This is a genomic window from Micrococcus sp. IITD107 (genome assembly GCF_041927415.1).
Taxonomy (GTDB): Bacteria; Actinomycetota; Actinomycetes; order Actinomycetales; family Micrococcaceae; genus Citricoccus; species Citricoccus terreus.
Genome location: NZ_JBHFFN010000005.1, coordinates 240,844 through 265,949, shown reverse-complemented (window position 1 = coordinate 265,949; position 25,106 = coordinate 240,844). Strand labels below are relative to the sequence as shown.

Genomic DNA, 25,106 nt, shown 5'->3' with positions numbered 1-25,106 from the left:
GACGCGGCAGGTTCGCTGACAAGACGACGGCCGGTCACCTTCTTCTCGGAAGGTGACCGGCCGTCGTCGGGATGGTTGTGCTGTTACAGGCCGAGCTGCTGGGCCTGGCGATCCCAGCTGCCCAGCTCGGACTCGAGCTCCTGGCGGCGGTCCACTCGCCGCTCGAGGGAGTCGACCCGGGTCTGGAGGGATTCGACCTGGCGCAGGGCCTGGTCGCGCTCTGCCTCGACCTCGCGCAGGCGCTTGCGTCCGGAGAGCGCGTTGCGGGAGAGCAGCATGCCCAGGACCACGATGATGGCGAAGGCGAGGACCGAGACGATGGCGACCTCGCCGATCCAGGAGGTGTCCTGGAACAGCATGTCCTCCAGGTCCATGCCGACGACCGTCACGGAGTCGAGCACGTTCAGGGGGTTCAGGTTCAGGGAGTTCAGAGTGGACCCTCCGATCACTTGATGGACTTGCCGGCCGAGCCCAGTCGCTCGCAGGCCTCGACCACACGCACGGCCATGGACTCCTCGGCCTTGGCGCCCCAGGTGCGGGGGTCGTACAGCTTCTTGTTGCCGACCTCGCCGTCCACCTTGAGCACGCCGTCATAGTTCTGGAACATGTGCGAGACCACGGGGCGGGTGAAGGCGTACTGGGTGTCGGTGTCGATGTTCATCTTGATCACGCCGTAGGAGACGGCATCAGCGATCTCGATGTCCGTGGAGCCCGAGCCGCCGTGGAAGACCAGGTCGAACGGGGACTTCTTGCCGAACTTCTCTCCCACCGACTCCTGGATCTCCTTGAGGATCTCCGGGCGCAGCTTCACATTGCCGGGCTTGTAGACGCCGTGCACGTTGCCGAAGGTCAGCGCGGTGATGTACCGGCCGTTCTCCCCCATGCCCAGAGCCTCGATGGTGGCGACGCCGTCCTCGATGGTGGTGTACAGCTTCTCGTTGATCTCGTGGGCCACGCCGTCCTCCTCGCCGCCCACGGTGCCGATCTCGACCTCGAGGATCTGGTGGTTGGCGTGGGTGCGGGCCAGCAGGTCCTTGGCGATCCGCAGGTTCTCCTCCAGGGTCTCGGCGGAGCCGTCCCACATGTGGGAGTTGAACAGCGGGTCCCGCCCGGCCTTGACCTCCTCGGCGGAGGCGTCCAGCAGCGGGTTCACGAACTCGTCCAGCTTGTCCTTGGGGCAGTGGTCCGTGTGCAGGGCGATGCGCACGTCATACTTCTTGGCGACCTCACGGGCGAAGGCGACCATGGCCAGCGAACCGGTGACCATGTCCTTGATGTTCGAACCCGACCAGTAGGCGGCGCCACCGGTGGAGGCCTGGATGATGCCGTCCGATCCGGCCTCGGCGAACCCGCGGATGGCGGCGTTCAGGGTCTGGGAGCTGGTGACGTTGACCGCGGGGAAGGCGTAGCCGCCGTTCTTGGCGGAGTCGATCATCTCGACGTACTGGTCCGGGGTGGCGATGGGCATGATGTGCTCCTTGCGTGGCGTGCCGAACACAGGGGCGCTCGGCGTTGAGGCGGACTGCTGCTCGCCGTCCATCCTATCCATGGCAGATGAGGCCGCACGGGTCCGAGGAGGGCGGCGCAGGACACATCCGGGCCGCTGAGGAGCCTCCCCCACGACCCGGCGATGAACAGTCGGTGAACCTCTAGCCAGGTGTGATCCAGATCACTTAGCATCTACTCGTCGGTACAACTCACCAGTAACTCCGACCGCCGTCTCGCCTCACCCGGGCAGCCTCACCCCGCTCGGCTGCGCACCACGACGCAGCACCGCCCCCCACTGCCCCGCACCGCACGGATCCGTTCGTGGACAGGAGTCGACATGACCACCACCCCACCCGCCGGCAGCACGCCTGCCGCCGATTCCCCCTCCGCCTCACCCGCGCCCAGCGAGGCCGGACCTGTCCGCCGCCGGATGCGCGCCGCCGTCGGGATCATCCCGGCCGTGGCACTGGGCCTGACCGCGGCACTGATGGGAGCCCCCGCCCACGCTGCGCCGGTCAGCCCCGCCGGCACGATGACTGTGACCGCGTCCGGCACCTCCGAGTCCACCGTGGAGGATGCGGTGGGAGACGACCAGGCCCTGGAGCGCGGCGCCGCGCAGGCGGAGATCGCCGAGACCACGGACACCGGCTTCTACGACTCCCCGGCCACCATCCCCACCACGCCGGGCACGCTGATCCGCTCGGCGAAGACCGAGTTCTACCTGGACCCCATCAAGCTGATCAAGTACCCGGCCACGGCCACCAAGGTGCTCTACTCCTCCACCAACCGCGCCGGTGAGCCCACCGTGGTCAGCGGCACGGTGCTGACCCCCACCAAGGCGTGGACCGGCAAGGGCACCCGCCCGGTGATCGCGTACGCCCCGGGCACCCAGGGGATCGGCGACCACTGTGCTCCGTCCCGCACGCTCTCCGTGGGCATGCAGTACGAGGGGATCGGCGTCTCCGACCTGCTCAACGCCGGGTACGCCGTGGTCATGACCGACTACGCCGGACTGGGCACCGAGGGCATCCACACCTACCTGGTGCGAGAAGACCAGGGCCACGCCGTGCTGGACTCCGTGCGCGCCGCCGCCCAGGTCCCCGGCACCCAGGTGACGCCGGACAGCCGGATCGCCCTGGCCGGGTACTCCCAGGGTGGTGGCGCCTCCGCGGCCGCCGCCGAGCTGGCCGGGTCCTACGCACCGGAGCTGGACGTCCAGGGCGCCTACGTGGGAGCGGCTCCGGCCGACCTGACCGCGGTGGGCCAGAACATCGACGGCACGCTCTACTCCGAGTTCCTGCTCTACGGGATCGCCGGGCTGATGGAGGCGTACAGCCTGGATCCTGCCACCGTGCTGAACGAGGCCGGCATGGTCAAGCACGCCGAGGCGCAGGAGAACTGCACGATCGACGGTGTGCTCAAGCACTCGTTCATCAAGTCCGCCGGGCTCACCCACACCGGGGAGACCTTCGCGCAGACCATGACCTCGGACCCGCAGATGAAGGCGATCGTGCAGGAGCAGTCCCTGGGCGCCGCGGGCAACGCCCCCGACTTCCCGGTGATGGTGGCCAGCTCGCTGACCGACGACGTCATCCCCTACACCGTCTCCCGCACCCTGGCCCAGCAGTGGTGCAAGCAGGGAACCAAGGTCCGGTTCGACACCATCATGACCCCCACCCACTTGGGCGGCTACGTGGCCGGTCTGCCGCGCATGCAGTCCTACCTGTGGGCCACCTTCAACAACGTGGACACGCTCAACGCCTGCTGGCGGCTCTGAGGCTGCGCCGCTGAACGCCTGAGCGCCTGCAGCTTCAGCTCAGAAGCGCGTCACCCCTGGGTCCGCTGGCCGAACACGTGCTGGCGGACCCAGGCATGCATGGCGATCCCCGCGGCCACACCGGCGTTGATGGACCGGGTGGAGCCGAACTGCGCAATGGACAGCGTGGCCTGCGTGGCGGCGTGGACCTCCTCGCTCAGCCCGGGCCCCTCCTGACCGAACACCAGCACGCACCGCTCCGGCAGCGCGTAGGTCTCCAGCGGGACCGAGTCCGGGAAGATGTCCACCCCGATCACCGCCACCCCCTCGGCCTGCGCCCACGCGGTGAACTCCTCCACCGTGGCGTGGTGGTGCACGTGCAGGTAGCGGTCGGTCACCATGGCCCCGCGCCGGTTCCAGCGCCGCCGCCCGATGATGTGCACCCCCGCGGCGTTGAACGCATTGGCCGTGCGCACCACGGTCCCGATGTTCAGATCGTGCTGCCAGTTCTCGATCGCCACGTGGAACGGATGCCGCCGGGTGTCCAGCTCGGCCACGATCGCCTCCAGGCGCCAGTACCGGAACTCATCGCCCACATTCCGCCGGTCCCCGTCCCGCAGCAGGTCCAGGTCCCAGTGCTCACCCTGGGGCCACTCTCCCTCCCAGGGCCCGACGCCGACCGGCCGGTCCGCAGTCGCCTCGCCTTCCAGCGAGCGCGCGTCGCGCTCGGGGGTGGGATCCGTGGGTCCGGTGGACCCAGTGGGTCCGGTCATCGCCGGTCGGCCACGGCCCAGGAGGCCGCCGCCGATGCCGCGGCCACCGTCAGCACTGCGGGCCAGGCGCCGATCCTCTTCGCCAAGGGATGCGCGGCGCCGAAGCCGCCGAGGTAGACCAAGGCGAGGGCCGTCGTCGGGACGGGCCCGGTCTTGGCCAGCCAGGTCCGGCCGGCGTAGGCACCTGCCGCCGCGAGGACGGCGCCGCCCAGGGGGCGGATCCCGGTCTCCCGTGCGGCGACGTAGCCGCCGATCAGGCCGAGCGCGGCGATCGGGGCGGTGCAGACGTCCTGGGCGGGCTTGAGTGCGGAGAGGCTCATGCGCAGAACGGTACCGCCTGAAGCGCGGCGGCCCAGAACTCGCGGGACAATGGAGACGTGACCATCATCGACAACGCCATCTACCGCGACGGCAAGCGCATCCTGGCCCCCACCACCCTGGAGGAGACCTTCGAGGCCGCGCAGGAGACGGGCGGGATGGCGTGGATCGGGCTCTACCGCCCGGACGAGGCCGAGTTCCGCGAGGTGGCCGAGGAGCTGGGGCTGCATGAGCTGGCGGTGGAGGACGCGCTGGCCGGATCCCAGCGGGCCAAGCACGAGCACTACGGTCAGGACCGGTTCCTGGTGCTGATCCCGGCCCGGTACATCGACTCCACCGAGACCGTGGAGTTCGGCGAGCTGGCCGTGTTCATGGGCCCGCACCACGTGATCACCGTCCGGCATGCCCAGGAGCCGGATCTGGCCCAGGTGCGGCGGAAGCTGGAGCAGGACGATCCCGAGCAGCTGGCCATGGGTCCGGCCGGGGTGGTGCACGCCATCCTGGACCGGGTGGTGGATGACTACTACCCGGTGGCGGACGGGCTGGACAATGACGTCTCCGAGATCGAGGACCAGATCTTCTCCGGGGACGGGGAAGTCACCCGGCGCATCTACGAACTCTCCCGCGAGGTGCTCAACTTTCAGCGGGCTATCCGCTCCCTGCCGGCGATGGTGGAGGACATGATGGTCCGGGCCGGCTGGGACCCGCACGGCGGGGACCGCACCACGGATGCGCCGGAGCCCTCGGACGAGGACACCGATCAGGTGGAGCTGGTCCGCCGCCTGCGGGATGTGCGCGACCACGCCCTGCAGCTCAACGACCGGGTGGCCGCCATGCGCGCCATGCTGGAGAACGCCTTGGAGCTGGACTCCACGCTGGCCTCCAAGCGGCTGGCGGAGGTCTCCGTGGCTCAGAACGAGCAGGTCAAGCGGATCTCCTCATGGGCGGCGATCATCTTCGCCCCGCAGCTGGTCGGCTCCATCTACGGCATGAACTTCACGCACATGCCCGAGCTGCACTGGGTGTTCGGCTACCCCATGGCCCTGGCGCTGATGCTCGGCGTGGCCCTGACGCTGTTCATCCTGTTCCGCCGCAACGACTGGCTCTGAGCCGCTCCGGTCAGAGCAGTTCCACCAGACCCTGTTCGGCCAGGTCAGCGGCCATGTCCAGCACCTGCTGCTCCAGCACGACGACATCCACCCCGGTCTCCTGCGCCAGCTCGGCAGCCAGCTGGCTGGCTTCCAGGGCGGGCTCCTCGGCTGCGGGGAGGCGATGCCAGATCACCTCACTGGCGCCCTGGAGGACCACCGCTCGTCCAGCGGGGACGTGGGCGACCACGGTGCAGACGGGGTCATCCACCAGCACCTGGGCCACCGGGTGGGTTCTGCGCAGGGCGGTCATGAGCGGGGTCCTCCCCTGCGGTGGGTGAGACGGGACGTCAGGTCGGTGACGAGCTGCCGGCGCAGCCCGCCCAGCCCCTTCGTCCAGCGCGAGGACAGGTCCTGCAGGACGTCCTGGGCGGTCGGTTCGCGGTGCAGGCTCAGGCGCAGGTGGTCCAGGTTGGGGGTGGCCGCATAGGCGATCAGCTCGGCGCGCTTGAGCCAGCTCTGTTCGGTCTGCAGACGGGCCTTGAGCAGGGCGATGCCGCTCGCGTTGGTCCGCACGGCCTTCCACAGGGGGTATTCGGGGTGGTCCGTGAAGAGCTCGAGCCGGTCCGTGGCGGCCGCCCAGGCCACGTCGGCCTTCCAGCTGGAGGCGATGCCGCGCAGGTGCAGGCGCTGCTCTTCGGAGAGCTGGGCACGGATGTGGTCCACGTCCGGCTGGCGCGTGGCCCCGCTGCGGGCCTCATGCAGGATGATCACCGCCATCTGGTGGTCGGCGGAGGGGACGGCACAGGGGTACTCGGCGATCTGCACCGTCTTGTGCTCTGCCCAGACCTTCTCGAACGCCTCCTCCGGCGGGAGCCCGACCCCGGGGACCACTCGGTGGATGTCCACGTAGCTCCAGGTCGGGTGGTGGGAGACGGCCGCGTGCTCGAAGATCGAGCCGGACCGGAAGCTGGTCAGCGGCTTCCAGTCGTGCTCGGCGAGCGCCTGGATCAGCCGGTCGACCTGACTGGGACGGACCCAGATGTCCACGTCGGTGCTGGCACGCCCTTCGCGGTACAACCCTTGATCGACGGCATAGCCCTTGATGTGGACCAGATCCACGCCGGCCTGGTCGGCGATCCCCTGGACCATGGCGTGCCCGAGCCGGATGCGCGCCTCGAGCGGGATGCCCGACTCCGGCCGCTCACGCTGATCACTGGGGATGTCCATGACCCATACTCTCGCAAATCAGCATCCAGATGCGCGCCCTGCTGAGCGGGCGGTTCTCGCCGCAGAGGCCCCTGACGTCAGGCACCGTCCCCAGCGGGTGGGAACCGTCAGCGTTCATGCACTGCCCGGAGGTCAGTCGAGGCCGAGTTCGTCCTTGCCGAAGGCGTAGAGGTACGGGACGCCGGCTTCCTGCTCGATGCGCTCTGCGGCACCGGTGTCCCGGTCCACGATGACCGCCACGGCCTGGATGTTCCCCCCGGCGGCACGCACGCCCTCCACAGCCGTCAGCGCTGAACCGCCCGTGGTGGAGGTGTCCTCCAGGACCACGACCTTCCGGCCCTCCACCGACGGCCCCTCCACCTGACGACCCATGCCGTAGGACTTCTGGGCCTTGCGCACCACGAAAGCGTCGAGTGCCCGGCCCTGAGCACCCGCGGCATGCATCATCGCCGTACCCACGGGGTCCGCACCCATGGTCAGACCACCGGCTCCGACGAACTCCACACCGGCCTGATCCAACAGGTCCAGCATCACCCGCCCCACCAGGGGCGCGGCCTCATGGTGCAGGGTGATCCGGCGCAGGTCGATGTAGTAGTCGGCCTCCTTGCCGGAGGACAGGGTGACCTTGCCCCGCACGACCGCGAGCTCCTTGATCAGCTCCAGCAGTCGGGCACGGTCCGTTGCCGAGTCCTGCTCGCTGCGCCCGTCCCGCAGGGAGCCACCGGAGGTGGTGCCGGCGGGCTGGGAGGTGCCGGCCGTCGTCGGGAAGGAGGCCTGGGAGGCGGAGGAGGCATCAGGTGAGGAGGTCATGCACCCCATCCTAGATTCCCCACATCCACCTGACCTCTGGATTCGCACGGAGGGCGCACCTAGGGTGAGAGCATGAGCGAGCCGATGGACCACACTGCTGACACGCCGGATGCCGCCGAGCAGGATCACCTGCTCACCTACTGGCTGCGCCTGGTGGACGGACTGATCACCACACAGATCGGGGAGTCGCTGGAGGAGCACGGGCTGACGCGGACCCAGTGGATGCTCATGAACGCGCTCACCCAGCGCCCGCACACCATGGCCGAACTGCACCGCGCCGCCCCGCCCGCCGCTGCCGCCGAGGCACACGACCCGGACGGACCGCAGACCGTGGAGGAGCACCTCGAGGAGCTCGTGGAATCAGGCTGGCTGGTCTACGAAGGCGAGCTGTACACGCTGACCTCCACCGGCCGGGCCAGCGGCGAACGTGTGGCCGAGGTGGTGAAGGAGCTGCGTGCGCAGGTCTCCGCCGGACTGGACGAGGGCGAGTTCGACGCTGTGGTCACCGCCCTGCAGAAGATGGCCCGCAACCTGGGCTGGAGCGAGGAGTCCACGGGCTGAGGTGCGCGGATGTGAGCGGCCCGGGTGCTGACCTAGTCTGGACGCATGCGTGAACTGCAGCGGCGAATCATCCAGGAGATGGGCGTCAAGCCCGAGATCGACCCGGCCACCGAAGTGGGCGACCGGATCCGCTTCCTCAAGGAGTACCTGACCTCCACCGGAGCGCGCGGGTTCGTGCTCGGGATCTCCGGCGGACTGGACTCCACTCTGGCCGGGCGGCTGTGCCAGCTGGCCGTGGAGGAGCTGCGCGCCGAGGGGAAGGACGCCGTGTTCGTCCCGGTCCGCCTGCCGTACAACGTGCAGCTGGACGAGGACGACGCCCAGGCCGCCCTGGACTTCATCGACGGGGACGAAGAGGTCACCTACGACATCGCTCCAGCCGTGGACGGGTTCGAGGCCGAGTACGCCGCTGCCGTCGGTGAGCCGATCAGCGACTACAACAAGGGCAACGTCAAGGCGCGCGTGCGCATGGTCGCCCAGTACGCCCTCGCCGGTGGGCAGGGGCTGCTGGTGGTCGGGACCGATCACGGCGCCGAGTCCGTCACCGGGTTCTTCACCAAGTACGGCGACGGCGGGGCCGACGTGCTCCCGCTGTTCGGGCTGAACAAGCGCCAGAACCGGGCCCTGCTGCAGCACCTGGGTGCCGAGGAGCGGCTCTGGGCCAAGGTCCCCACCGCCGACCTGCTGGACGGCAAGCCCGGCCAGACCGATGAGGCCGAGCTGGGGCTGAGCTACGAGATGATCGACGACTACCTCGAGGGCCGTGTGGTCCCCGCCGACGCCGCACAGCGTCTGGAGCAGATGTACCTGCGGTCCCGGCACAAGCGGACCACACCCGCCAGCATCCTCGACACCTGGTGGAAGGACCCCACCGGCACCGCGGAGTGATCCCCACAGGGGCCAGGAATCCCGAGCACTCTCGATAGGCCCATCCTATGATGGACATGTTCGGTCTAGACCGCTGCGGAGGTTCCCATGATCATCATGTCACTGGAGCGACCGCTCGATGTGGGCACTTGCGTGCGCCGGCAGCGCCTTGCAGCAGGCCTGACCGAGACGCAGCTGGCCGAGGCCTCAGGAGTCTCACCGCGATTGGTCAGACAAATTGAGGCCGGCCACCCGGGAGCTGATCTGGACAGCTTCCTGACTGTGCTGACGGCCGCGGGAATCGAGCTCACACCGGTTTCTCCTCAGGCTGTTGCCCAGGCCCAGGCAGACATAGATCGCGCGGCCGCCGATATCCGGCACGAGCTTGAGTCTGGCGACGAGGAATTTGCCCTCCGCCTCCTGTCCGACGTGTTCACGAGGCTGCGTGCCCATCTTGCAGGGCGTCCCCTCCCCACGTTGCGAACACCCCCATCCACCTCCAGCGAACGCTTCGACACGTTGCTCCGCGCCGGGGTCCGTTGGGCTGTCGGTGCGACAGTCGGGTCCTCTCGCCCGTGGCCTGCCCCAGAGCCGCTGCGCAGCAAGTGGTACCCCGGCGATACCTTCCTTCCGATGAGCAAAGACTGGATCGCCTTGACGGATCGGGAGACTCCAGAGGCTTTGCGCAGCGCGAATATCGGCATACGCAGCAGATCGCTCATGAGCGCATGAGCGCAGGACGTGACCTCAGCCCCGAGGAGGTCCGCTCCTTGATCACCGAGCTGACACGGCGGTTGCAAGATCAAGGCGTGGAAGGTGACATCCGGCTTGTCGGCGGTGCAGCAATGATCTTCTACGGATCCCGTCGGATGACACAGGACATCGACGCTTCCTATTCACACACGGAAGAGGTGGAGGCTGTCGCTCGTCAGATGGCCGCCGAGCACAATCTGCCCGAGAACTGGCTGAATGACTCCGCCCGAGCATTCATCCCCGACGGGGCTCAATGGACCGCTGTTCCGAGTGGGCCCGCGACGGTCCTCGTGGCGACCGATGAGACTCTGCTGGCCATGAAGTTGGCCGCCGAACGCGGCAAAGACATCCTCGACCTCAGTCTTCTCGCCAGTCGACTCGGAATCACCGATCCGGAGAGAATCGTCGACATTGCGTTCGATCTCTACGGCTAGATTCCATACCGCTCTCAGGTGAACGCGACAACTACCTGATCGTCGCCGCGGAGGCTTTGCGTCTCTACATCGGCGAACCGAGCGATGATCCGGTCCGCCCAGCCAGTCGCCGTCGGGAGGAATGAGAGGGGCGATCAGCCCCCCTCGCCCCGCTCAGACGAAGGCGCCCATTCCGGTGACTGCGCGCCCCACGATCAGCTGGTTGATCTGATAGGTGCCCTCGTAGGTGTACAGCACCTCGGCGTCGTTGAAGACCTTGGCCGCCTCGAACTCTGAGCAGATCCCGTTCCCGCCCAGGGCGTTGCGCGCAATCGCCACCGTGGAGCGGGCCAGGCGGGTGGTGGTGGCCTTCACCATGGCCGCCTGGGTCATCTCCAGCTCCCCGCGCTCCTGCAGCCGTGCGATCTCCCCCATCATCGCGAGCGAAGCCGAGGCATTGCCGAGCATCTCGGCCAACCCGTCCTGGATCAGCTGGAACTTGGCCAGCGGACGGCCGAACTGCTGGCGCGTCAGGGCATAGTCACGGGCGATCTCGAACGCGGCCAGCTGGATGCCCGCCCCCTGCCAGCCCACCCACGCACGGGAGTCCTTGAGCAGCTCGTTGGCCTGGGAGAAGTCCGTGGCCCCGGGCAGCAGGTTCTCCGACGGGATCCGCACCGCGTCCAACTCGATGTCCGCGTTCTGCATGATCCGCAGCCCGGTCTTGTTCCGGATCTTGGTGGCGCGGTAGCCGGGCCGGTCGGTCTCCACCAGGAAGCCCTTGACCTCACCATCGGCCGTGTCCCGCGCCCACACCAGCGCCACATCGGCAATGGTCCCGGCCCCGATCCACCGTTTGGCCCCGGTGATGACCCACTCCTCGCCATCCCGCTCGGCCGTGGTCTCCAGCCCCCCGGCAATGTCCGAGCCATGCTCGGGCTCGGTCAGCGCGAACGCCCCGATCGCCTCGAACCGCTCCAGCCGCGGCAGCCATTCCTGCCTCTGCGCGTCCGATCCCAGCTCGTGGATCATCCCCACGATCAGCTCGTTGTGGATCCCCACCAGCGCCGAGAGGGACACGTCCGCCCGCGTCACCTCCGCGTACACCAGCCCCTTGAACAGCCGCGAGGTCCCATCCACCTGCAGCCGCCCCAGGCCCAGCTCGGCCAGTCCGGGCAGCAGGTCGACGGCGAACTCCTCCTGGTTCCAGTACTCGATCACGGCCGGCCGGACCACGCTCTGCAGGTGCTCGCGGATCTGCAGCAGCCACTCACGCTCCTCGGCCGGCAGTCGGTCCGCCAGGCCCAGCACGTCCAGTTCCGGCAACGCTGAGGTGTCCGGCTTCGCGGCGGCACCCGGGGCCATCCCCCGCATCGCAGGTCCCGATGACGCCCCCTCACGTGCCACTTTCGCCTCACCGGAGGTGCCCCCGGGGGTGGGCTGGTGGGCCTGGGCGGATGCGGCGGTGAGGGTCATGGTGATCTCCTGGGTCGGCTGGCGCCGGGGATGGTGGCGGCAGCTGCGCGGTTCCGGCCTGCGGGTGTGCAGGGACTGGTGCTGACACGAAGTGGCAAACACTTGGACTTCCAACTATTCTGCCGGTGACGCAGGTCACAGGCAACCCGAGCCGGCCGCCGCAGCGAGAGGACCCTCCCCATGCCCACACCGCTGCCCCGCGACCCCATCGTGGACGCCCACGCCAACTGGGTCCGCGCCGGCTGGACCGAGGAGGCCGAACCGATGGCCGCGATCACCGCCCTGGTCCGCACGGAGAAGATCCTGACCCAGCGGATCGAGGCTGTTCTGAAGCCACACGCCCTGACCTTCGCGCGGTTCGAGGTGCTGGCTCTGCTGGAGTTCTCCCGCACCGGCGCTCTGCCGATGAACCGGGCCAGCGCCCTGCTGCAGGTCCACCCCACCTCGATCACCAACGCCGTGGATCGGCTCGAGCAGGCCGGACTCGTCACCCGCGCTCCGCACCCCACGGACGGGCGCACCACCCTGATCAGCCTGACCCCGGACGGTCAGCGCGTGATGCGCGCGGCCGCGAAGGACCTGAACGCGCAGGTCTTCGCCCAGTCCGGCTTCACGCCCGACGACGTCCGCGACCTCACGCGCATCCTCTCCCGTTTCCGCCGGGCCGCCGGCGACTTCGCCTGATGAGGGCCCAGGCCATCAGCAGCACAAGACCCACCGCAGCCGGACCGGCACCGGCCGCCACGAACAGGGTGCCCGTTCCAAGTCGTTCGGCCAGCAGCCCGGTCACCGAGATCGACAGCGGCATGAAGGCGATGCTGACGAAGAAGTCCAGACTCGCCACCCGGCCCAGGTAGTCCAGTGGCACGCGCTCCTGGAGGGCCGTCCCCCAGATGACCATGCCCGCCCCGATCAGCGCACCGTACACCAGCAGGCCCGTACCGAGGGCCCAGGGATGCAGCGTCACAGCGACCAGTGCGAAGGGCACACAGCCCACTGCCCAAAGGCCGATCATCCAGGGAAGCACATGCTGGGGTGTGCGCAGAGATCCCATGATCAAGGAACCCACGAGCCCGCCGATGCCCACCGCGGCCAGGATCATTCCGTAGACGGCGGCCCCGTTCTCATGGCCCTCCCGCAGCAGCGCCGGCAGCAGCACCTCCAGAGGACCCACGACCAGCAGCCCCATCATCGCCGCGAACACCACGCTGACGGCCACCCACGGCGTGCGTGCCACATAGGCGAAGCCGCCCACCAGATCCCGCAGTGGGTGGGGCCGGGAATCCTCCCGGCCCCCCTTCTCGAGACGAACCTGCACGGGAAGCCCCACCGCACAGAGCACGGCCATCAGGAAAGCCAGCGTGATGACCAGTCCTCCCACGGGAGGGACGCTGGCGCCGATCACGGCGCCGATGACGGCCGGCGCAGCGGCCTGCCCGATCACCGGCCGGGCGGCCCCCTCCAACCCGTTGACGGCCATCAGCTCGTCCGCCTCCACCAGGGTGGGGACCAGAGCCGTGTACGCAGGAAAGAAGAACGCCGTGGATGCGCCGATGAGGAAAGCCGACAGACCCAGCTGCCAGAACGTCACGGCCTCACTCCACGCCAGCCAGGTGGTGACGGCCGCAGCCACGGCGTTCAGGGTCATCACCCCGATCAGGATTGTCCGCTGCGGCAGGCGGTCGGCGACCACGCCTGCAGGCAGGGACCACAGCAGCAGCCCCACGCCGCTCCAGACCACCACCGTGGAGAGATCCGCAGGGGTGGCACCCAACTCGAGGGTCTGCATCGCCAGGTACAGCGCCCAGGCTCCCTGACCGAAGACCGCCAGGACCATGGCAGCGAACAAGCGGCGGTAGTGCTGCACGGACAGAGGACTCAGAACACGAAGAGTGTTCATTCCGCCTCCTCCCCACTGCTCAGGCGCAGGGCCGGCCAGACGGCCAGGTCCCGCAGCATCTGCCGGTCATGGGTGGCCACCACTACCGCCGAGCCGGTGGACCGCAGCGCCTGCGTCATCTCGTCCACCAGGGACACCGAGAGGTGGTTGGTCGGCTCATCCAGCAGGAGCAGATCGGGCCGTTCGGCCAGGCACAGGGCCAGGTGGAGACGGCGGCGCTGCCCCTGGGACATCCGCCCCACTGGCGTGCGCTGTGTGCGGGAGTCCAACAGGCCGGTTCCGCTCAGGGGCACCGGGTCTCGCCGCTCAGCCCGCCGCGCGTGCATAGCGCTCACGTGCCGGTCATAGACCTCGTACGCGGTGCGCTCCGGGTCCCATGCCGGGGTCTCCTGGGAGAGCAGCACCACGCGTGCCGTCGGATGGACGTCCACGCGGCCTGAGGTCGGGGCGATCTGGCCGGCCAGCACCCCCAGCAGGGTGGACTTGCCCGCGCCGTTCGCGCCGGTGACCACCAGCCGGTCCCCACCCTCCACGTCCAGGCTGACGGCGGTGTGGAGCCGGCCCTGCACGGTCACGCCGTCGCAGGTGAGCACCGGCCGCCCGGCCCGGGTGGACGCGGCGGGCCAGGCCAGGCTCAGGGGCGGCTCGGGGACGGTGATGACGTGGGCCTCCAGCGCCTCCTGCCGGCGCTTGAACGCCTGCACCACGCCCCCGGCCCGCGTGGCCCGCTGATGCTTGCCGTGCCCCTTCTCCGGGCGCCAGCCGGACTGCAGTCTGCCGCGAGCCTCCTCGGCGGCCGCGGCGAGCTGAGCCCGTTCGGCCTGCTGGTCGGCGTAGTCCTGCTCCCACCGCGCGCGGTCACGCTGCCGCCCCTGCACCCAGGCCTCATAGCCGCCGGCGTACAGGCGGGGCCGGCCGTCCTCGGACGGGTCCAGGTCCAGGAAGCTCGTGGCCACGTCCCGCAGCAGGGCACGGTCGTGGGTGACCACGGCCAGGCCCCCGCGCAGCGAGCGGAGACGCTCGGTGAGGAACGTCAGGCTCTGCGCGTCCAGGTGGTTGGTGGGTTCGTCCAGCAGCATCAGGTCCGGCTCGGCCCCCAGGACGCAGGCCAGGCGGACCCGGTAGCGCTGGCCCACGGACAGGGTGGACAGGGCTCGGTTCCGGTCGGCGCAGGCGTCCAGTCCTGCCAGGGCGATGTCCACGCGGCGCTCGGCGTCCCAGGCGTCCAGGCCGGCGGCCCGCTCCAGGGCCTCCGCGTAGGCCTCGTCCGCGCCGTCCTGCCCCTCGGCCAGGGCGGCGGTGGCGCGGTCCAGCTCCGCGAGCGCCTCCAGACTGTCCTGGAGGGACTGCGCGATCAGTGATCCCACGGTCTGATCGTCCCTGGACTCGAGCTCCTGCTCCACCACGGCGAGGGTCCCCACCCGGGAGACCGTTCCGCGGTCGGGCGCGAGCAGCCCGGCCAGGACGTGGAGCAGGGTGGACTTGCCCCGCCCGTTCTCTCCCACGATCGCCAGACGGGACTGGGCGGAGACGGTGACGTCTACCCCGGTCAGGACCGGACGGTCCCCCAGCGTGAGGTGGATGTCCTCCGCGCGGATGTGCGCGGCGTTCCCGGCGGGCAGGGCGGTGCCGGACGCGGCGGAGGGCTGGGTGTTCTTGATGCGATAGGTGTTCTGCACTCTGTTCTCTTCGACTCGTCAGGGAGCCGGGCATCACACAGTGACCGCCCGGCACGGACCGGGACGGCGAACAGAGTGGAGAGGAAGCCGCCGTCAGACCTCAGCAGGGGTCTGGACAGGCGTGAAAGGACTCTGCCGCCGTCAGCGGCGAGTCCAGGGCTTCATGGTGGCACTGCGGAACATGCGGACCAGTCTACTCGTGCCCCCGCAGAGCATCGAGCCAGAAGCTGTGGTGGGCAGCAGCGCTGATGCCCACCACTGCTTCTGGCTCGACGGGACGGGACGGGACGGAGAGAGGGGACGGGGACGGGGGCGGACGCGGCGGCCGACGGACCCTCAGGCCACCGCGGAGCGTTCGCGCAGCTGCTCGATGATCCCGGAGAAGTCCTTGCCGGCCCCGCCGTCCTCCACCCAGTGGCGGTAGATCGCCGCAGCGGCCGGGCCGAGCTGGGCCTGCACGCCGGTGTCCGTGAGCGCCTGCTCGGCCAGGGTCAGGTCCTTGAGCATCAGCTGGCTGGCGAACCCGGGCCGGTAGTCCCGGTTGGCCGGGCTGCCCGGCACCGGACCCGGAACCGGGCAGTTGGTGGTGACGGACCAGCACTGTCCGGACGAGGTGGAGAGCACATCGAACAGCGCCTGATGGTCCAACCCCAGCTGCTCGCCGAGCACGAACGCCTCCACGGTGCCGAGCATGGAGATGCCCAGCAGCATGTTGTTGCACACCTTGGCGGCCTGCCCGTTGCCGTGTCCGCCGCAGTGCACGGTCCGCCCGCCCATCACGTCCAACAGGTCCGCCACGGCGGCCACGTCCGCGTCGTCCCCGCCGACCATGAACGTCAGCGTCCCCGCCTCGGCGCCCACCACGCCCCCGGACACCGGTGCGTCCACGGAACGGTGCCCGGCCGCGATCGCCAGCTCCGCCGCACGGCGCGACTCCGCCACGTCGATCGTGGAGCAGTCCAGGAACACCGTCCCCGGACGGGCGACGGCCAGCAGACCCTGCGGGGCACCCTCGGTGCCCTCGGGCGCGGAAGCCGCGGCGCCGTCGTCGGGACGTGTCTGTCCCAGGTAGGCCTCCAGCAGATGCCTCCCGCTCGGCAGCATGGTCAGCACCACATCCGCCTCCTGCACCGCCTCCACCATGGTCCCGACGACGGCCACACCGGTGGCGCGGGCGGCCTCCTGGGCAGGGGGCATGGGGTCGAACCCGGTCACGCGGTACCCGGCCCGGACCAGGTTGGCCGCCATGGGACCGCCCATATTGCCCAGGCCCAGGAACGCGATGTGCTGCTCACGGACGGTGGTCTCGGTGCTCATGACCCCTCCGGCATGATGAACTCGGCGCCCTCACGAATGCCCGAGGGCCAGCGCGAGGTGACGGTCTTGGTCTTGGTGTAGAACCGGAACGCGTCGGCGCCGTGCTGGTTGAGGTCGCCGAAGCCGGAAGCCTTCCAGCCGCCGAAGGTGTAGTACGCGATCGGCACCGGGATGGGGACGTTGATCCCCACCATGCCGGCCTCCACGCGGGAGGAGAAGTCGCGGGCGGCGTCGCCGTCGCGGGTGAAGATGGCGGTGCCGTTGCCGAACTCGTGCTCGTTGACCAGGGTCAGCGCCTCCTCGTAGTCCTGTACGCGCACCACGCAGAGCACCGGACCGAAGATCTCCTCCCGGTAGATGCTCATCTCGCGCGTGACGCGGTCGAACAGGGTGGGGCCCACCCAGAAGCCGTCCGGGTGACCGTCCACGGTGATACCGCGGCCGTCCTCCAGCAGCTCCGCGCCCTCCTGCACACCGGCCTCGATGTACCCCTCGGTGCGCTCCTTCGCGGAGGCGGCCACCACCGGACCGAAGTCCGCGTTCGGGTCCATGGACTCGCCGACCGTGAGCGTGGCGATCCGCTCGCGCAGCTTGGCTACCAGGGCGTCGGCGGTCTCCTCACCGACCGGGACCGCCACCGAGATGGCCATGCAGCGCTCGCCCGCCGAGCCGTAGCCCGCGCCGATCAGGGCGTCTGCGGCCATGTCCAGGTCGGCGTCCGGCAGGATCACCATGTGGTTCTTGGCCCCGCCGAAGCACTGCGCGCGCTTGCCGGTGCGGGCGGCGTGCTCGTAGATGGACTGGGCGATCGGCGTGGAGCCCACGAAGCCCACGGCCTTGATACGGGGGTCATCCAACAGTGCGTCCACGGCCTCCTTGTCCCCGTTGACCACCTGGAAGACGCCGTCCGGGACACCGGCTTCCTGGTAGAGCTCGGCCAAGCGCAGCGGCACGGAGGGGTCGCGCTCGGAGGGCTTGAGGATGAACGCGTTGCCGCAGGCCAGCGCCGGGCCCGACTTCCACAGCGGGATCATGGCCGGGAAGTTGAACGGGGTGATGCCGGCGACCACGCCCAGCGGCTGGCGCAGCGAGTGCACGTCGATCCCGGTGCCCACCGAGTCCGAGAACTCGCCCTTGAGCAGATGCGGGGCGGCGGCGCAGAACTCCACCACCTCGATCCCGCGCTGGATGTCCCCCTTGGCATCCGGGAAGGTCTTGCCGTGCTCACGGGAGAGCAGCTCAGCCAGCTCGTCCATGTGCTCGTTCACCAGGTCCACGAACTTCAGCAGGACCCGGGTCCGGCGCTGCGGGTTAGTGGCGGCCCACTGCTTCTGGGCTTCGGCGGCCACGGTGATCGCCCGCTCCACCTCCTCACGGCTGGCCAACGGCAGCTGTGCCTGGACCTGCCCGGTGCTGGGGTTGTAGACGTCTGCCGTGCGGCCGCTGGTCCCCTCCACGTGCTGTCCGTCGATGAAGTGGCTGAGGGTGCGCATGCGAGTCCTGGCTTCCTGCGTGATGCGGGGTTCGCGGGGAGGTCTTGTGGGCCGCCGCGCGGGAGTGATCGGGGTCACAGTCGAAGATACTCGGACTTCCTACTAATCGCCACCGGCGGGGTGCGGGAGGGTGCGTGCGGGGTGCGGGCCGGGCGCGGGACGGGCCTACCCCCCTCCCCGGCAACGTGCGGCTGAGAATCACAGGTCAGCAGACTGTCCGCCCCCGTATTTCCAGCCACACGTTTCCCCGCCCCCCTTCCGGGGTCACGAGTTCCCATTCCGAGCCGCCCCCACGAGGAACTGTTGTCCCCGGAACCCGGCCCCACCCCGGCCCGGCCCCACCGCCGCACCCACCCCCACCGCGCCACCACCGCCCACCCCCCACCCCGCCACTCTTGGTACGTTGGAGCGGTGAAGATCGCCACCTGGAACGTGAACTCCCTCCGTGCCCGCGCCGACCGCGTGGAGGCCTGGCTCGACCGCACCCAGACGGACGTGCTGGCCATCCAGGAGACCAAGTGCAAGGACGAGAACTTCCCCTGGGAGCTCTTCGAACGCATGGGGTACGAGGTGGCCCACTTCGGCTACTCCCAGTGGAACGGCGTGGCGATCGCCTCCCGGGTGGGACTCGAGGACGTCCAGCGGGCGTTCCCCGGGCAGCCGCACTTCGGCAAGGGCGGGATCGATCCCCAGGAGGAGGCCCGCGCCATCGCCGCCACGGTCGGCACCGAGCCCCGGGACGGAGACACTGCCGCCCCCCTGCGCATCTGGTCTCTCTACGTCCCCAACGGCCGCGCCCTGGATGACGAGCACATGCCCTACAAGCTCGAGTGGCTGGACGTGCTGCGCCAGGACGCCCAGGCCCAGCTCGCCGCGGACCCTCAGACCCGCCTGGCCCTGACCGGCGACTGGAACATCGCCCCCCGGGACGAGGACGTGTGGGACATGGACTTCTTCCTGGAGAACGGTCTGACCCACGTCTCCGCCCCCGAGCGCGCGGCGTTCAGCGCGTTCGAGGACGCCGGCCTGGTGGATGTGGTCCGCCCTCGCCACCCCGGCCCGGGCGTCTACACGTACTGGGACTACAAGCAGCTGCGCTTCCCCAAGAAGGAGGGCATGCGGATCGACTTCGTCATGGCCTCCCCCGCCCTGGCCGCATCCGTCACGGACGCGTACATCGACCGCGAGGAGCGCAAGGGCAAGGGCGCCTCGGACCACGCACCGGTCGTCGTCGAGCTCGGATCCTGACCCCATGCTGACCCTGGCCCAGGCGGAGCTGCGGGTCTATGAGCCGCTCGCCGCCTTTCCCGACGACGTCCAGGCCGGCTTCCAGCGCCACCGTCACCTGAGCAGGGCCCAGGTGGAGGAGATGGCCCGACGACGGTCCCGTCACCGTCTGGTGCGCGATGTCACCGATCCGTTCCCTCACCAGGACGACCTGGTGCGCGTGCTGAAGGTGCCGGCGGTGGATGCGGACGGCCGTCCCGGCGCCGGGGTCTCCGAGTTCTACTGCCCGGAGGAGATGGCCCTGCGCTCGGAGCTGGCCGCCGTGCAGCTGGAGGGGTCCATGCGCGCGGAGACCTTCGCCCTGGTGGTGCCGGAGGCGGCGCGGCAGGCGAACCTGGAGCGGCTGGCCGCCCGGGCTGAGCGCACGGGCATGTTCGACCAGGTGGACCAGGACGAGCAGCTGCAGGTGCGCACCCGGACTGCTGTGTGGGGCGTCCCGGCGGGGTGGTTCACCCTGTTCGGCCGCGAGGACCCTGTGGAGGTGGAGCGTGTCGAGGCAGAGGTGGTCGGCGCCCGGATGACCACCTCGCTCACCGCCGCCCTGGAGCGTGGCCGGAGGGCCGCCGTCGTGATGTCCCTGCACGCCCCGGACCTGGACCTGCTGGACGATGTCACCTCGCTGGTGGCCTGGCTGCAGTCCTTCCACCCGGACGCACACCTGGAGCTGGACTACGGGCCGCTGGCCGCCCTGGTCTGGCCGGACGACTCCGTGTTCGATGTGCAGACCGCCATCGACTCCCTGGAGGAGGGGGACATGTCCACCGCCGTGCTGGCCAACCACCGCATGGTCAAGCGCTGGCTGGACGTCCGGCAGCTCGGCCGGGCCAGCTGAACTGACGGACCGGCGTCCGGTTCCACGTCAGTCGCCGGACCTGCGCCGGGCCTTCTCCTGGTCCTTGCGCTCCTTTCTGAGGCGCGCCAGCTCGTACTGGCCCTCACGGGTATGCGGGAGACCCTCGGCGTCCAGTTCAGCCTTGATGGCGTCGGCCTTGCGCTCGAAGAAGTCCTTGGGGGCCATGCCTTCGACAGCCTCTTCCCCGACCAGCCGCTGGATGTCCGTCAAGGCCCGGTCCCGTCGCTTGGACTCCGGCGCCGACTTCACCTGCTCCACCTCGTCTGGGGTCCACGGGTTTGCCCCCGCGCGCTGGCCGCCCCTTTCCCTCCAGGCGCGGTACCAGCGCGGTGACAGCGCGACAGGCCACCAGAAGAAGGACATGACCATGCCGGCCAACGGGACGAAGAACACGTTCCAGGTCATCAGGCGGGCCTCCTCCATCCCCGCGAACTCGAACGGAATGGAGGGCAGCGCGGTCAGCAGGGCGAGCCCCGCCATCATCAGCATGAAGGGCCAGGTGTTGTACGGGGACATCTGGAAGGGCATGCGCGGCAGCATCGTCCAGGTCCGAGTGTCCCCGTTCAGACAGCGCCAAGCCACGTAGAGAGGGATCTAGCGAGGATGAGCACGATCACCGTCATCAGCACGGAGACAGGTGAGGCCAAGAAGTAGAGCATGGATCCCTTCCACATCAGGCGGTGCGGTGCTACAGCGAACCGCATCAGACCTGTTTCACCGTACCGGCCAGTCTGTCACCGCCGGTGAGACCGACCGCACGCCCCCAGGCTGGCCATGCCCCCGGACCCGGACACTAGGCTGGTTTCCATGACCTTGGAAAAGAGCACCGGCAGCATGTCCACCCCTCCCTCAGAGGCACGGAACCGTCCGACCAACCCCTGGTGGGTGGACGCGGTGATCTACCAGGTCTACCCCCGGTCCTTCGCGGATGCGGACGGCAACGGCATGGGCGATCTGGCCGGCGTGACCGCCCAGCTGCCCTACCTGCAGCAGCTCGGTGTGGACGCGGTGTGGCTCTCCCCGTTCTACGTCTCCCCGCAGAAGGACGGCGGCTATGACGTGGCCGACTACCGGGACGTGGACCCGCTGTTCGGCACCCTGCAGGACGCCGATGACCTGATCGCCGCCGCGCACCAGGCCGGGCTGCGGATCATCGTGGACCTGGTCCCCAACCACACCTCCTCGGAGCACCCGTGGTTCCAGGCAGCCCTGGCCGCCGAGCCCGGCTCCCCCGAACGCGAGCGCTACATGTTCCGCCCCGGCAAGGGCGAGGACGGGTCCGAGCCGCCGAACAACTGGCAGTCCACCTTCGGCGGGGACGCCTGGACCCGGACGACCGACCCGGACGGCACCCCCGGGGACTGGTACCTGCACCTGTTCGACTCCACCCAGCCGGACCTGAACTGGGAGAACCCCGAGGTCCGGGACGAGTTCGAGGACATCCTGCGCTTCTGGCTGGACCGTGGCGTGGACGGCTTCCGGGTGGATGTGGCCCACGGGCTGATCAAGGCCGAGGGGCTGCCGGACCATGAGACCCGCCCGGGCATGGTCACGGATGCCGCCGTGCTCGGCGAGGATGACGGCCTCGCCGTGGACCCGCACGCCGCGGAGAACCCGGAGGAGCACGCCCACCCGGTGCCGTACCACGATCAGGAGGGCGTCCACGAGGTCTACCGTTCCTGGCACCGCGTGCTGGACGAGTACGATCACGAGCCGGTCCTGGTGGCCGAGGCCTGGGTCTCGCCGCTGGAGCGGCTGTTCCGCTACGTCCGTCACGACGAGATGCATCAGGCGTTCAACTTCACCTTCCTGCTGGCCGGCTGGGACGCGCAGCGACTCTCGGACGCCATCGAGGTCTCCCTGGACGAGGCCGCCAAGGTCGGTGCGCCCAACACCTGGGTGCTCTCCAACCATGACACCGTCCGCCACACCTCCCGCTTCGGCCTGACCGATCCCACGCGCTACCCCTCGGGCATCGGGGCGGAGGAGGAGCAGCCGGACGAGCCGCTGGGCTGGAAGCGCGGCCGGTCCGCCGCCCTGATCGAGCTGGCCCTGCCCGGCTCGGCCTACGTCTACCAGGGCGATGAGCTCGGCCTGCCCGAGCACACCACCCTGGAGGACTCCCTGCGCCAGGACCCCAGCTTCTTCCGCACCAACGGTGAGGAGAAGGGGCGGGACGGCTGCCGGGTGCCCATGCCCTGGCGCGCGGACGCTCCGGGCTACGGCTTCGCCGTGGGCCATCCCGACGGCGCCACCTCCTCCCAGCCCCAGGGCACCCCCAGTGCCCCCTGGCTGCCGCAGCCGGAGTCCTTCGCCCGCTACGCGGCGGACCAGCAGGTGGGCGTGGAGGGCTCGACCTTCGAGCTGTACCGCCAGCTGATCGGCATCCGCGGCGAGCTGGACCTGGGCACGGGGCGCTTCGCCTGGTCCCAGCTCCACGCACCGGAGCGCGGCGTGCTGGCCTTCACCGTGACCACCGGCGGGGGTGCGCACCTGGGCTCGGGTGAGCCGATTCCGGAGAAGACGGTGCTGGTGCTGGCCAACCTGGGCGAGACCGCCGTGGACATGCCCCAGGAGTACGCCGCAGCGGTCTTCAGCCACGACGAGGCTGTGGTGGAGGGCCAGCTGATGCCGGACTCCGCCGCCTGGTTCCTGCGCGACTGACAGGCGGGACCGTCTCTGGCGCTGCCTGTGTGAGGACTGCGTGAGCGCCCTCACGGAGTCCTCACGTCTGGAACCGGAAGTCCGTACAGTAGGGGACCATGTCCTCCTCAACCCCACCTTCACCTCAGATAGACGTGCCCTCTGACGGCCCCGAGCACGCCGCGCCCGTCACAGCCGACGCCGATCCGGTCCCCACTCGGCTGATCGGGTCCAAGACCTTCGCCCCCTGGGTGCTGTGGCCCACCGCCGTGATCGTGCTGGTGTTCGTGGTCATCACCATGATGTTCCCGGAGTCCATGGAGGCCGGCATCGGGGCCGTGCAGATGGTCCTGATCGCCAATTTCAGTGCCTACTACGTGCTGATCGCCTTCTTCTTCGTGCTCTTCTGCTTCGCCCTGGTGGTGTCCAAGAAGGGCAGCGTCCGGCTGGGCCGGGCGGACCAGGAGCCGGAGTTCTCCCTGCTGTCCTGGTTCGCACTGCTCTTCGCCGCGGGCATGGGCATCGGCCTGGTCTTCTTCGGTGTCACCGAGCCGGTCTCTCACTTCGCCAACCCGCGCCCGGAGCTGGCCCCGTCCAACCCCACTGAAGGCGAGCTGGCCGAGTACGGGCTGGCCACCACCTTCCTGCACTGGGGTCTGCAGCCCTGGGCGCTGTACGCCGTGGTCGGTCTGAGCATCGGTCTGGCCATCCACCGCCGTGGACGCCCGCTGTCCGTGCGCTGGGCCGTGGAGCCGCTGATCGGCGTGAAGGCCACCCGTGGACGCTGGGGTGACCTCGTGGACATCGTGGCCCTGACCACCACCGTGTTCGGCGTGGCCACCTCCCTGGGCCTGGGCGTCACCCAGATCAACGCGGGCCTGATCTCCCTCGGGGTGATCGACGAGGACAACCAGTGGTTCCAGTTCGCCGCGATCGCCGCCATCACCCTCGGCGTGCTGTGGTCGGTCCTCTCCGGAGTGGGCCGCGGCATGAAGTGGCTCTCCACCACCAACCTGATCCTGGCCGCCGGCCTGCTGCTGTTCGTGCTGATCGTGGGGCCCACCCAGTTCCTGACCAAGGGCTTCGTCCAGGGCCTGGGCGCATACATGCAGAACTACCTGGGCTGGTCGCTGAGCACCTCAGCCTTCACCGGTGAGGCCGGTGTGGCGTGGCAGTCCAGCTGGTCCACGTTCTACTGGGCCTGGTGGCTGGCCTGGGCCCCGTTCGTGGGTGTGTTCATCGCCCGCATCTCCCGGGGACGCACCATCCGCGAGTTCATCATGGGCACCATCCTGGTGCCGACCCTGCTGTGCGCCGTGTGGTTCGCCATCCTGGGCGGCACCGCCATCTACAACGAGATCTACCGCCCCAACGGCTACCAGTCGGTGGTCGGTCCGGACGGGGCCGTCGACTCGAATTCGGCTCTGTTCCAGGCCATGGAGCAGATCCCCGGTGGTGTGGTGGTCGTCGTCGGAGCGATCATCCTCTCGGCGATCTTCTTCATCACCTCGGCCGACTCCGGCTCCCTGGTGATGGCCATGATCGCCACCGGCGGCAACCCGGAGCCCAAGGGCTGGATCCGCGTGCTGTTCACCCTGGTGACCGCCCTGCTGGCCGCCTCCCTGCTGCTGGCCGGCGGACTCACCGCCATCCAGACGCTGTCCATCATCATCGGGCTGCCCTTCAGCGTGCTGATGATCATGATGTGCATCGCCTCCTGGAAGACGCTGACCAACAGCGTGCAGCGCCACGAGCGGCTGCAGCGCCAGGCCTTCCTGTCCAACATCTCCGAGAAGTTCGGACTGGAGACCGACGACGACGCCGAGGAGACCGGCCCCGTCTCCGCCGACTTCTGGTGGTCCGGCCTCAGCCGCGAGCGTCGCAGGGCGATCGCCGAACGCGCCCAGCAGGGTGCCGCCGGAGGGACTGTTCCACCGACACGGTCCTGACGACTCGGGCAGGCACCGCCCCAGACCGCTGATCGCCGTCAGCGTCTGGGGCGGTGTCCGTTCCCACGTTGGTCACCGAAGAGCGCGTTGCCCAGATGCGGCGGAAGCTGGAGGCGTTGTGGTCCGCCGAGGGGCGCTCCGGGTGGCCGGAGGAGGGGCCCGAGCGCGACCACGTCCGGAAGATGCTCGATTTGCGCTGGCCGCGGCCTGAGCCCGAGCAGGAGTGCCGCGCGTGCCGGTACGCTCGGCGAATCACCGGCTACCAGCGGGTCGGCTGGCTGGTTCCGACATCTAAGCCGAAGGCACCGCCGGCCCCGGACGCGGAACGGAAGAGAGCTGAGGCTCGGCTTGCCAAGGTGGAAGCGGAGGCAGGGCGGTTGCGTGAGCAACTCGGATTAGCGGACGGCGCGTAGGTAGGCCGTGCCACCTGGCCGCTATGACGACCGTTGGCC

24 protein-coding genes are annotated in these 25,106 nt (G+C 69.4%); 11 read left to right on the top strand and 13 right to left on the bottom strand.

Annotation, left to right across the window (positions count from 1 at the left end):
* Window positions 1-83: 83 nt before the first annotated feature.
* Window positions 84-449 carry a hypothetical protein gene (locus tag ACEXHE_RS10860; RefSeq protein ID WP_091698596.1) on the bottom strand — a complete coding sequence of 122 codons (366 nt, stop codon included), beginning with the start codon at window positions 447-449 and terminating at the stop codon, window positions 84-86.
* Entirely contained in the window at window positions 446-1,468 is a 1,023-nt protein-coding gene (fbaA, locus tag ACEXHE_RS10855) for a class II fructose-bisphosphate aldolase (protein ID WP_374785803.1), read from the bottom strand. Before fbaA ends, ACEXHE_RS10860 begins: the two co-directional genes overlap by 4 nt.
* Before the next feature lie 357 nt (window positions 1,469-1,825).
* Between fbaA and ACEXHE_RS10850 the strand changes: the two genes are divergently transcribed.
* The gene (locus ACEXHE_RS10850; RefSeq protein WP_374785802.1) at window positions 1,826-3,265 is read left to right on the top strand and encodes a lipase family protein; all 1,440 of its coding nucleotides are present in this window, start codon (window positions 1,826-1,828) and stop codon (window positions 3,263-3,265) included.
* Window positions 3,266-3,315: 50 nt separating this feature from the next.
* On the opposite strand, the gene ACEXHE_RS10845 is transcribed toward ACEXHE_RS10850, so the two are convergent.
* Both ACEXHE_RS10845 and ACEXHE_RS10840 read right to left on the bottom strand, forming a co-directional pair.
* Window positions 3,316-4,017, bottom strand: coding sequence for a TrmH family RNA methyltransferase (locus tag ACEXHE_RS10845; RefSeq protein WP_374785801.1), 702 nt, complete (start codon window positions 4,015-4,017; stop codon window positions 3,316-3,318).
* On the bottom strand, window positions 4,014-4,337 hold the full coding sequence (locus ACEXHE_RS10840; RefSeq protein ID WP_374785800.1) for a hypothetical protein: 324 nt from the start codon (window positions 4,335-4,337) through the stop codon (window positions 4,014-4,016). Before ACEXHE_RS10840 ends, ACEXHE_RS10845 begins: the two co-directional genes overlap by 4 nt.
* Before the next feature lie 57 nt (window positions 4,338-4,394).
* On the opposite strand from ACEXHE_RS10840, the gene ACEXHE_RS10835 reads away from it, so the two are divergent.
* Complete coding sequence (locus ACEXHE_RS10835) at window positions 4,395-5,444, top strand: magnesium and cobalt transport protein CorA (protein WP_374785799.1); 1,050 nt, start codon at window positions 4,395-4,397, stop codon at window positions 5,442-5,444.
* A 10-nt stretch (window positions 5,445-5,454) separates the two neighbouring features.
* Here ACEXHE_RS10835 and ACEXHE_RS10830 read toward each other — a convergent pair whose 3' ends face one another.
* The 3 genes from ACEXHE_RS10830 to pyrE all read right to left on the bottom strand — a co-directional run bounded on the left by ACEXHE_RS10830 (window position 5,455) and on the right by pyrE (window position 7,463).
* Window positions 5,455-5,736 carry a PqqD family peptide modification chaperone gene (locus tag ACEXHE_RS10830; RefSeq protein WP_285179128.1) on the bottom strand — a complete coding sequence of 94 codons (282 nt, stop codon included), beginning with the start codon at window positions 5,734-5,736 and terminating at the stop codon, window positions 5,455-5,457.
* A complete protein-coding gene (locus ACEXHE_RS10825) occupies window positions 5,733-6,653 on the bottom strand; it encodes a nucleotidyltransferase family protein (protein ID WP_374785798.1) in 921 nt (306 codons plus the stop codon). Before ACEXHE_RS10825 ends, ACEXHE_RS10830 begins: the two co-directional genes overlap by 4 nt.
* Window positions 6,654-6,785: 132 nt before the next feature.
* Entirely contained in the window at window positions 6,786-7,463 is a 678-nt protein-coding gene (gene pyrE, locus ACEXHE_RS10820; protein WP_374785797.1) for an orotate phosphoribosyltransferase, read from the bottom strand.
* Between the two features lie 72 nt (window positions 7,464-7,535).
* On the opposite strand from pyrE, the gene ACEXHE_RS10815 reads away from it, so the two are divergent.
* The 4 genes from ACEXHE_RS10815 to ACEXHE_RS10800 all read left to right on the top strand — a co-directional run bounded on the left by ACEXHE_RS10815 (window position 7,536) and on the right by ACEXHE_RS10800 (window position 10,078).
* On the top strand, window positions 7,536-8,024 hold the full coding sequence (locus tag ACEXHE_RS10815) for a MarR family transcriptional regulator (RefSeq protein ID WP_374785796.1): 489 nt from the start codon (window positions 7,536-7,538) through the stop codon (window positions 8,022-8,024).
* Window positions 8,025-8,069: 45 nt separating this feature from the next.
* On the top strand, window positions 8,070-8,912 hold the full coding sequence (gene nadE / locus ACEXHE_RS10810; RefSeq protein ID WP_356969126.1) for an ammonia-dependent NAD(+) synthetase: 843 nt from the start codon (window positions 8,070-8,072) through the stop codon (window positions 8,910-8,912).
* An 87-nt stretch (window positions 8,913-8,999) separates the two neighbouring features.
* Window positions 9,000-9,623: a helix-turn-helix domain-containing protein gene (locus tag ACEXHE_RS10805; RefSeq protein WP_374785795.1), complete on the top strand. Its 624-nt coding sequence runs from the start codon at window positions 9,000-9,002 to the stop codon at window positions 9,621-9,623.
* Window positions 9,624-9,661: 38 nt separating this feature from the next.
* Entirely contained in the window at window positions 9,662-10,078 is a 417-nt protein-coding gene (locus ACEXHE_RS10800) for a hypothetical protein (RefSeq protein ID WP_374785794.1), read from the top strand.
* Window positions 10,079-10,231: 153 nt separating this feature from the next.
* Here the strand turns inward: ACEXHE_RS10800 and ACEXHE_RS10795 are convergent, their stop codons facing one another.
* Window positions 10,232-11,431 (bottom strand): acyl-CoA dehydrogenase family protein, encoded by a 1,200-nt coding sequence (locus ACEXHE_RS10795; RefSeq protein WP_374785814.1) that lies wholly within the window; start codon window positions 11,429-11,431, stop codon window positions 10,232-10,234.
* Window positions 11,432-11,713: 282 nt separating this feature from the next.
* Between ACEXHE_RS10795 and ACEXHE_RS10790 the strand changes: the two genes are divergently transcribed.
* Window positions 11,714-12,217 carry a MarR family winged helix-turn-helix transcriptional regulator gene (locus ACEXHE_RS10790; RefSeq protein WP_260060645.1) on the top strand — a complete coding sequence of 168 codons (504 nt, stop codon included), beginning with the start codon at window positions 11,714-11,716 and terminating at the stop codon, window positions 12,215-12,217.
* On the opposite strand, the gene ACEXHE_RS10785 is transcribed toward ACEXHE_RS10790, so the two are convergent.
* The 4 genes from ACEXHE_RS10785 to ACEXHE_RS10770 form a co-directional block, all read right to left on the bottom strand.
* A complete protein-coding gene (locus tag ACEXHE_RS10785; protein WP_374785793.1) occupies window positions 12,168-13,433 on the bottom strand; it encodes an MFS transporter in 1,266 nt (421 codons plus the stop codon). The two genes, ACEXHE_RS10790 and ACEXHE_RS10785, sit on opposite strands and share 50 nt — an antisense overlap.
* Window positions 13,430-15,094 carry an ABC-F family ATP-binding cassette domain-containing protein gene (locus ACEXHE_RS10780; protein ID WP_356969277.1) on the bottom strand — a complete coding sequence of 555 codons (1,665 nt, stop codon included), beginning with the start codon at window positions 15,092-15,094 and terminating at the stop codon, window positions 13,430-13,432. Before ACEXHE_RS10780 ends, ACEXHE_RS10785 begins: the two co-directional genes overlap by 4 nt.
* A gap of 354 nt (window positions 15,095-15,448) precedes the next feature.
* A complete protein-coding gene (gene mmsB, locus ACEXHE_RS10775; RefSeq protein WP_374785792.1) occupies window positions 15,449-16,429 on the bottom strand; it encodes a 3-hydroxyisobutyrate dehydrogenase in 981 nt (326 codons plus the stop codon).
* The gene (locus tag ACEXHE_RS10770; RefSeq protein WP_374785791.1) at window positions 16,426-17,922 is read right to left on the bottom strand and encodes a CoA-acylating methylmalonate-semialdehyde dehydrogenase; all 1,497 of its coding nucleotides are present in this window, start codon (window positions 17,920-17,922) and stop codon (window positions 16,426-16,428) included. Before ACEXHE_RS10770 ends, mmsB begins: the two co-directional genes overlap by 4 nt.
* Window positions 17,923-18,333: 411 nt before the next feature.
* Here ACEXHE_RS10770 and ACEXHE_RS10765 point away from each other — a divergent pair, with 411 nt between their 5' ends.
* On the top strand, window positions 18,334-19,170 hold the full coding sequence (locus ACEXHE_RS10765; protein ID WP_285179136.1) for an exodeoxyribonuclease III: 837 nt from the start codon (window positions 18,334-18,336) through the stop codon (window positions 19,168-19,170).
* Between the two features lie 4 nt (window positions 19,171-19,174).
* The gene (locus ACEXHE_RS10760) at window positions 19,175-20,041 is read left to right on the top strand and encodes a hypothetical protein (RefSeq protein ID WP_374785790.1); all 867 of its coding nucleotides are present in this window, start codon (window positions 19,175-19,177) and stop codon (window positions 20,039-20,041) included.
* A gap of 27 nt (window positions 20,042-20,068) precedes the next feature.
* On the opposite strand, the gene ACEXHE_RS10755 is transcribed toward ACEXHE_RS10760, so the two are convergent.
* Entirely contained in the window at window positions 20,069-20,590 is a 522-nt protein-coding gene (locus ACEXHE_RS10755) for a hypothetical protein (RefSeq protein ID WP_374785789.1), read from the bottom strand.
* A gap of 279 nt (window positions 20,591-20,869) precedes the next feature.
* Here ACEXHE_RS10755 and ACEXHE_RS10750 point away from each other — a divergent pair, with 279 nt between their 5' ends.
* Both ACEXHE_RS10750 and ACEXHE_RS10745 read left to right on the top strand, forming a co-directional pair.
* Window positions 20,870-22,726, top strand: a complete 1,857-nt coding sequence (locus ACEXHE_RS10750; RefSeq protein WP_374785788.1) for a glycoside hydrolase family 13 protein — start codon at window positions 20,870-20,872, stop codon at window positions 22,724-22,726.
* Window positions 22,727-22,860: 134 nt separating this feature from the next.
* Window positions 22,861-24,654 (top strand): BCCT family transporter, encoded by a 1,794-nt coding sequence (locus tag ACEXHE_RS10745; protein WP_374785787.1) that lies wholly within the window; start codon window positions 22,861-22,863, stop codon window positions 24,652-24,654.
* Window positions 24,655-25,106 lie beyond the last annotated feature (452 nt).

What these genes read in the sequence shown, in the direction of transcription:
- fbaA (WP_374785803.1), bottom strand. Translation starts at nt 1,468, where the DNA reads ATGCCCATCGCCACCCCGGACCAGTACGTCGAGATGATCGACTCCGCC.
- ACEXHE_RS10850 (WP_374785802.1), top strand. Translation starts at nt 1,826, where the DNA reads ATGACCACCACCCCACCCGCCGGCAGCACGCCTGCCGCCGATTCCCCC.
- ACEXHE_RS10845 (WP_374785801.1), bottom strand. Translation starts at nt 4,017, where the DNA reads ATGACCGGACCCACTGGGTCCACCGGACCCACGGATCCCACCCCCGAG.
- ACEXHE_RS10840 (WP_374785800.1), bottom strand. Translation starts at nt 4,337, where the DNA reads ATGAGCCTCTCCGCACTCAAGCCCGCCCAGGACGTCTGCACCGCCCCG.
- ACEXHE_RS10830 (WP_285179128.1), bottom strand. Translation starts at nt 5,736, where the DNA reads ATGACCGCCCTGCGCAGAACCCACCCGGTGGCCCAGGTGCTGGTGGAT.
- ACEXHE_RS10825 (WP_374785798.1), bottom strand. Translation starts at nt 6,653, where the DNA reads ATGGACATCCCCAGTGATCAGCGTGAGCGGCCGGAGTCGGGCATCCCG.
- pyrE (WP_374785797.1), bottom strand. Translation starts at nt 7,463, where the DNA reads ATGACCTCCTCACCTGATGCCTCCTCCGCCTCCCAGGCCTCCTTCCCG.
- ACEXHE_RS10815 (WP_374785796.1), top strand. Translation starts at nt 7,536, where the DNA reads ATGAGCGAGCCGATGGACCACACTGCTGACACGCCGGATGCCGCCGAG.
- nadE (WP_356969126.1), top strand. Translation starts at nt 8,070, where the DNA reads ATGCGTGAACTGCAGCGGCGAATCATCCAGGAGATGGGCGTCAAGCCC.
- ACEXHE_RS10805 (WP_374785795.1), top strand. Translation starts at nt 9,000, where the DNA reads ATGATCATCATGTCACTGGAGCGACCGCTCGATGTGGGCACTTGCGTG.
- ACEXHE_RS10795 (WP_374785814.1), bottom strand. Translation starts at nt 11,431, where the DNA reads ATGCGGGGGATGGCCCCGGGTGCCGCCGCGAAGCCGGACACCTCAGCG.
- ACEXHE_RS10790 (WP_260060645.1), top strand. Translation starts at nt 11,714, where the DNA reads ATGCCCACACCGCTGCCCCGCGACCCCATCGTGGACGCCCACGCCAAC.
- ACEXHE_RS10785 (WP_374785793.1), bottom strand. Translation starts at nt 13,433, where the DNA reads ATGAACACTCTTCGTGTTCTGAGTCCTCTGTCCGTGCAGCACTACCGC.
- mmsB (WP_374785792.1), bottom strand. Translation starts at nt 16,429, where the DNA reads ATGAGCACCGAGACCACCGTCCGTGAGCAGCACATCGCGTTCCTGGGC.
- ACEXHE_RS10770 (WP_374785791.1), bottom strand. Translation starts at nt 17,922, where the DNA reads ATGCGCACCCTCAGCCACTTCATCGACGGACAGCACGTGGAGGGGACC.
- ACEXHE_RS10760 (WP_374785790.1), top strand. Translation starts at nt 19,175, where the DNA reads ATGCTGACCCTGGCCCAGGCGGAGCTGCGGGTCTATGAGCCGCTCGCC.
- ACEXHE_RS10755 (WP_374785789.1), bottom strand. Translation starts at nt 20,590, where the DNA reads ATGCCCTTCCAGATGTCCCCGTACAACACCTGGCCCTTCATGCTGATG.
- ACEXHE_RS10750 (WP_374785788.1), top strand. Translation starts at nt 20,870, where the DNA reads ATGACCTTGGAAAAGAGCACCGGCAGCATGTCCACCCCTCCCTCAGAG.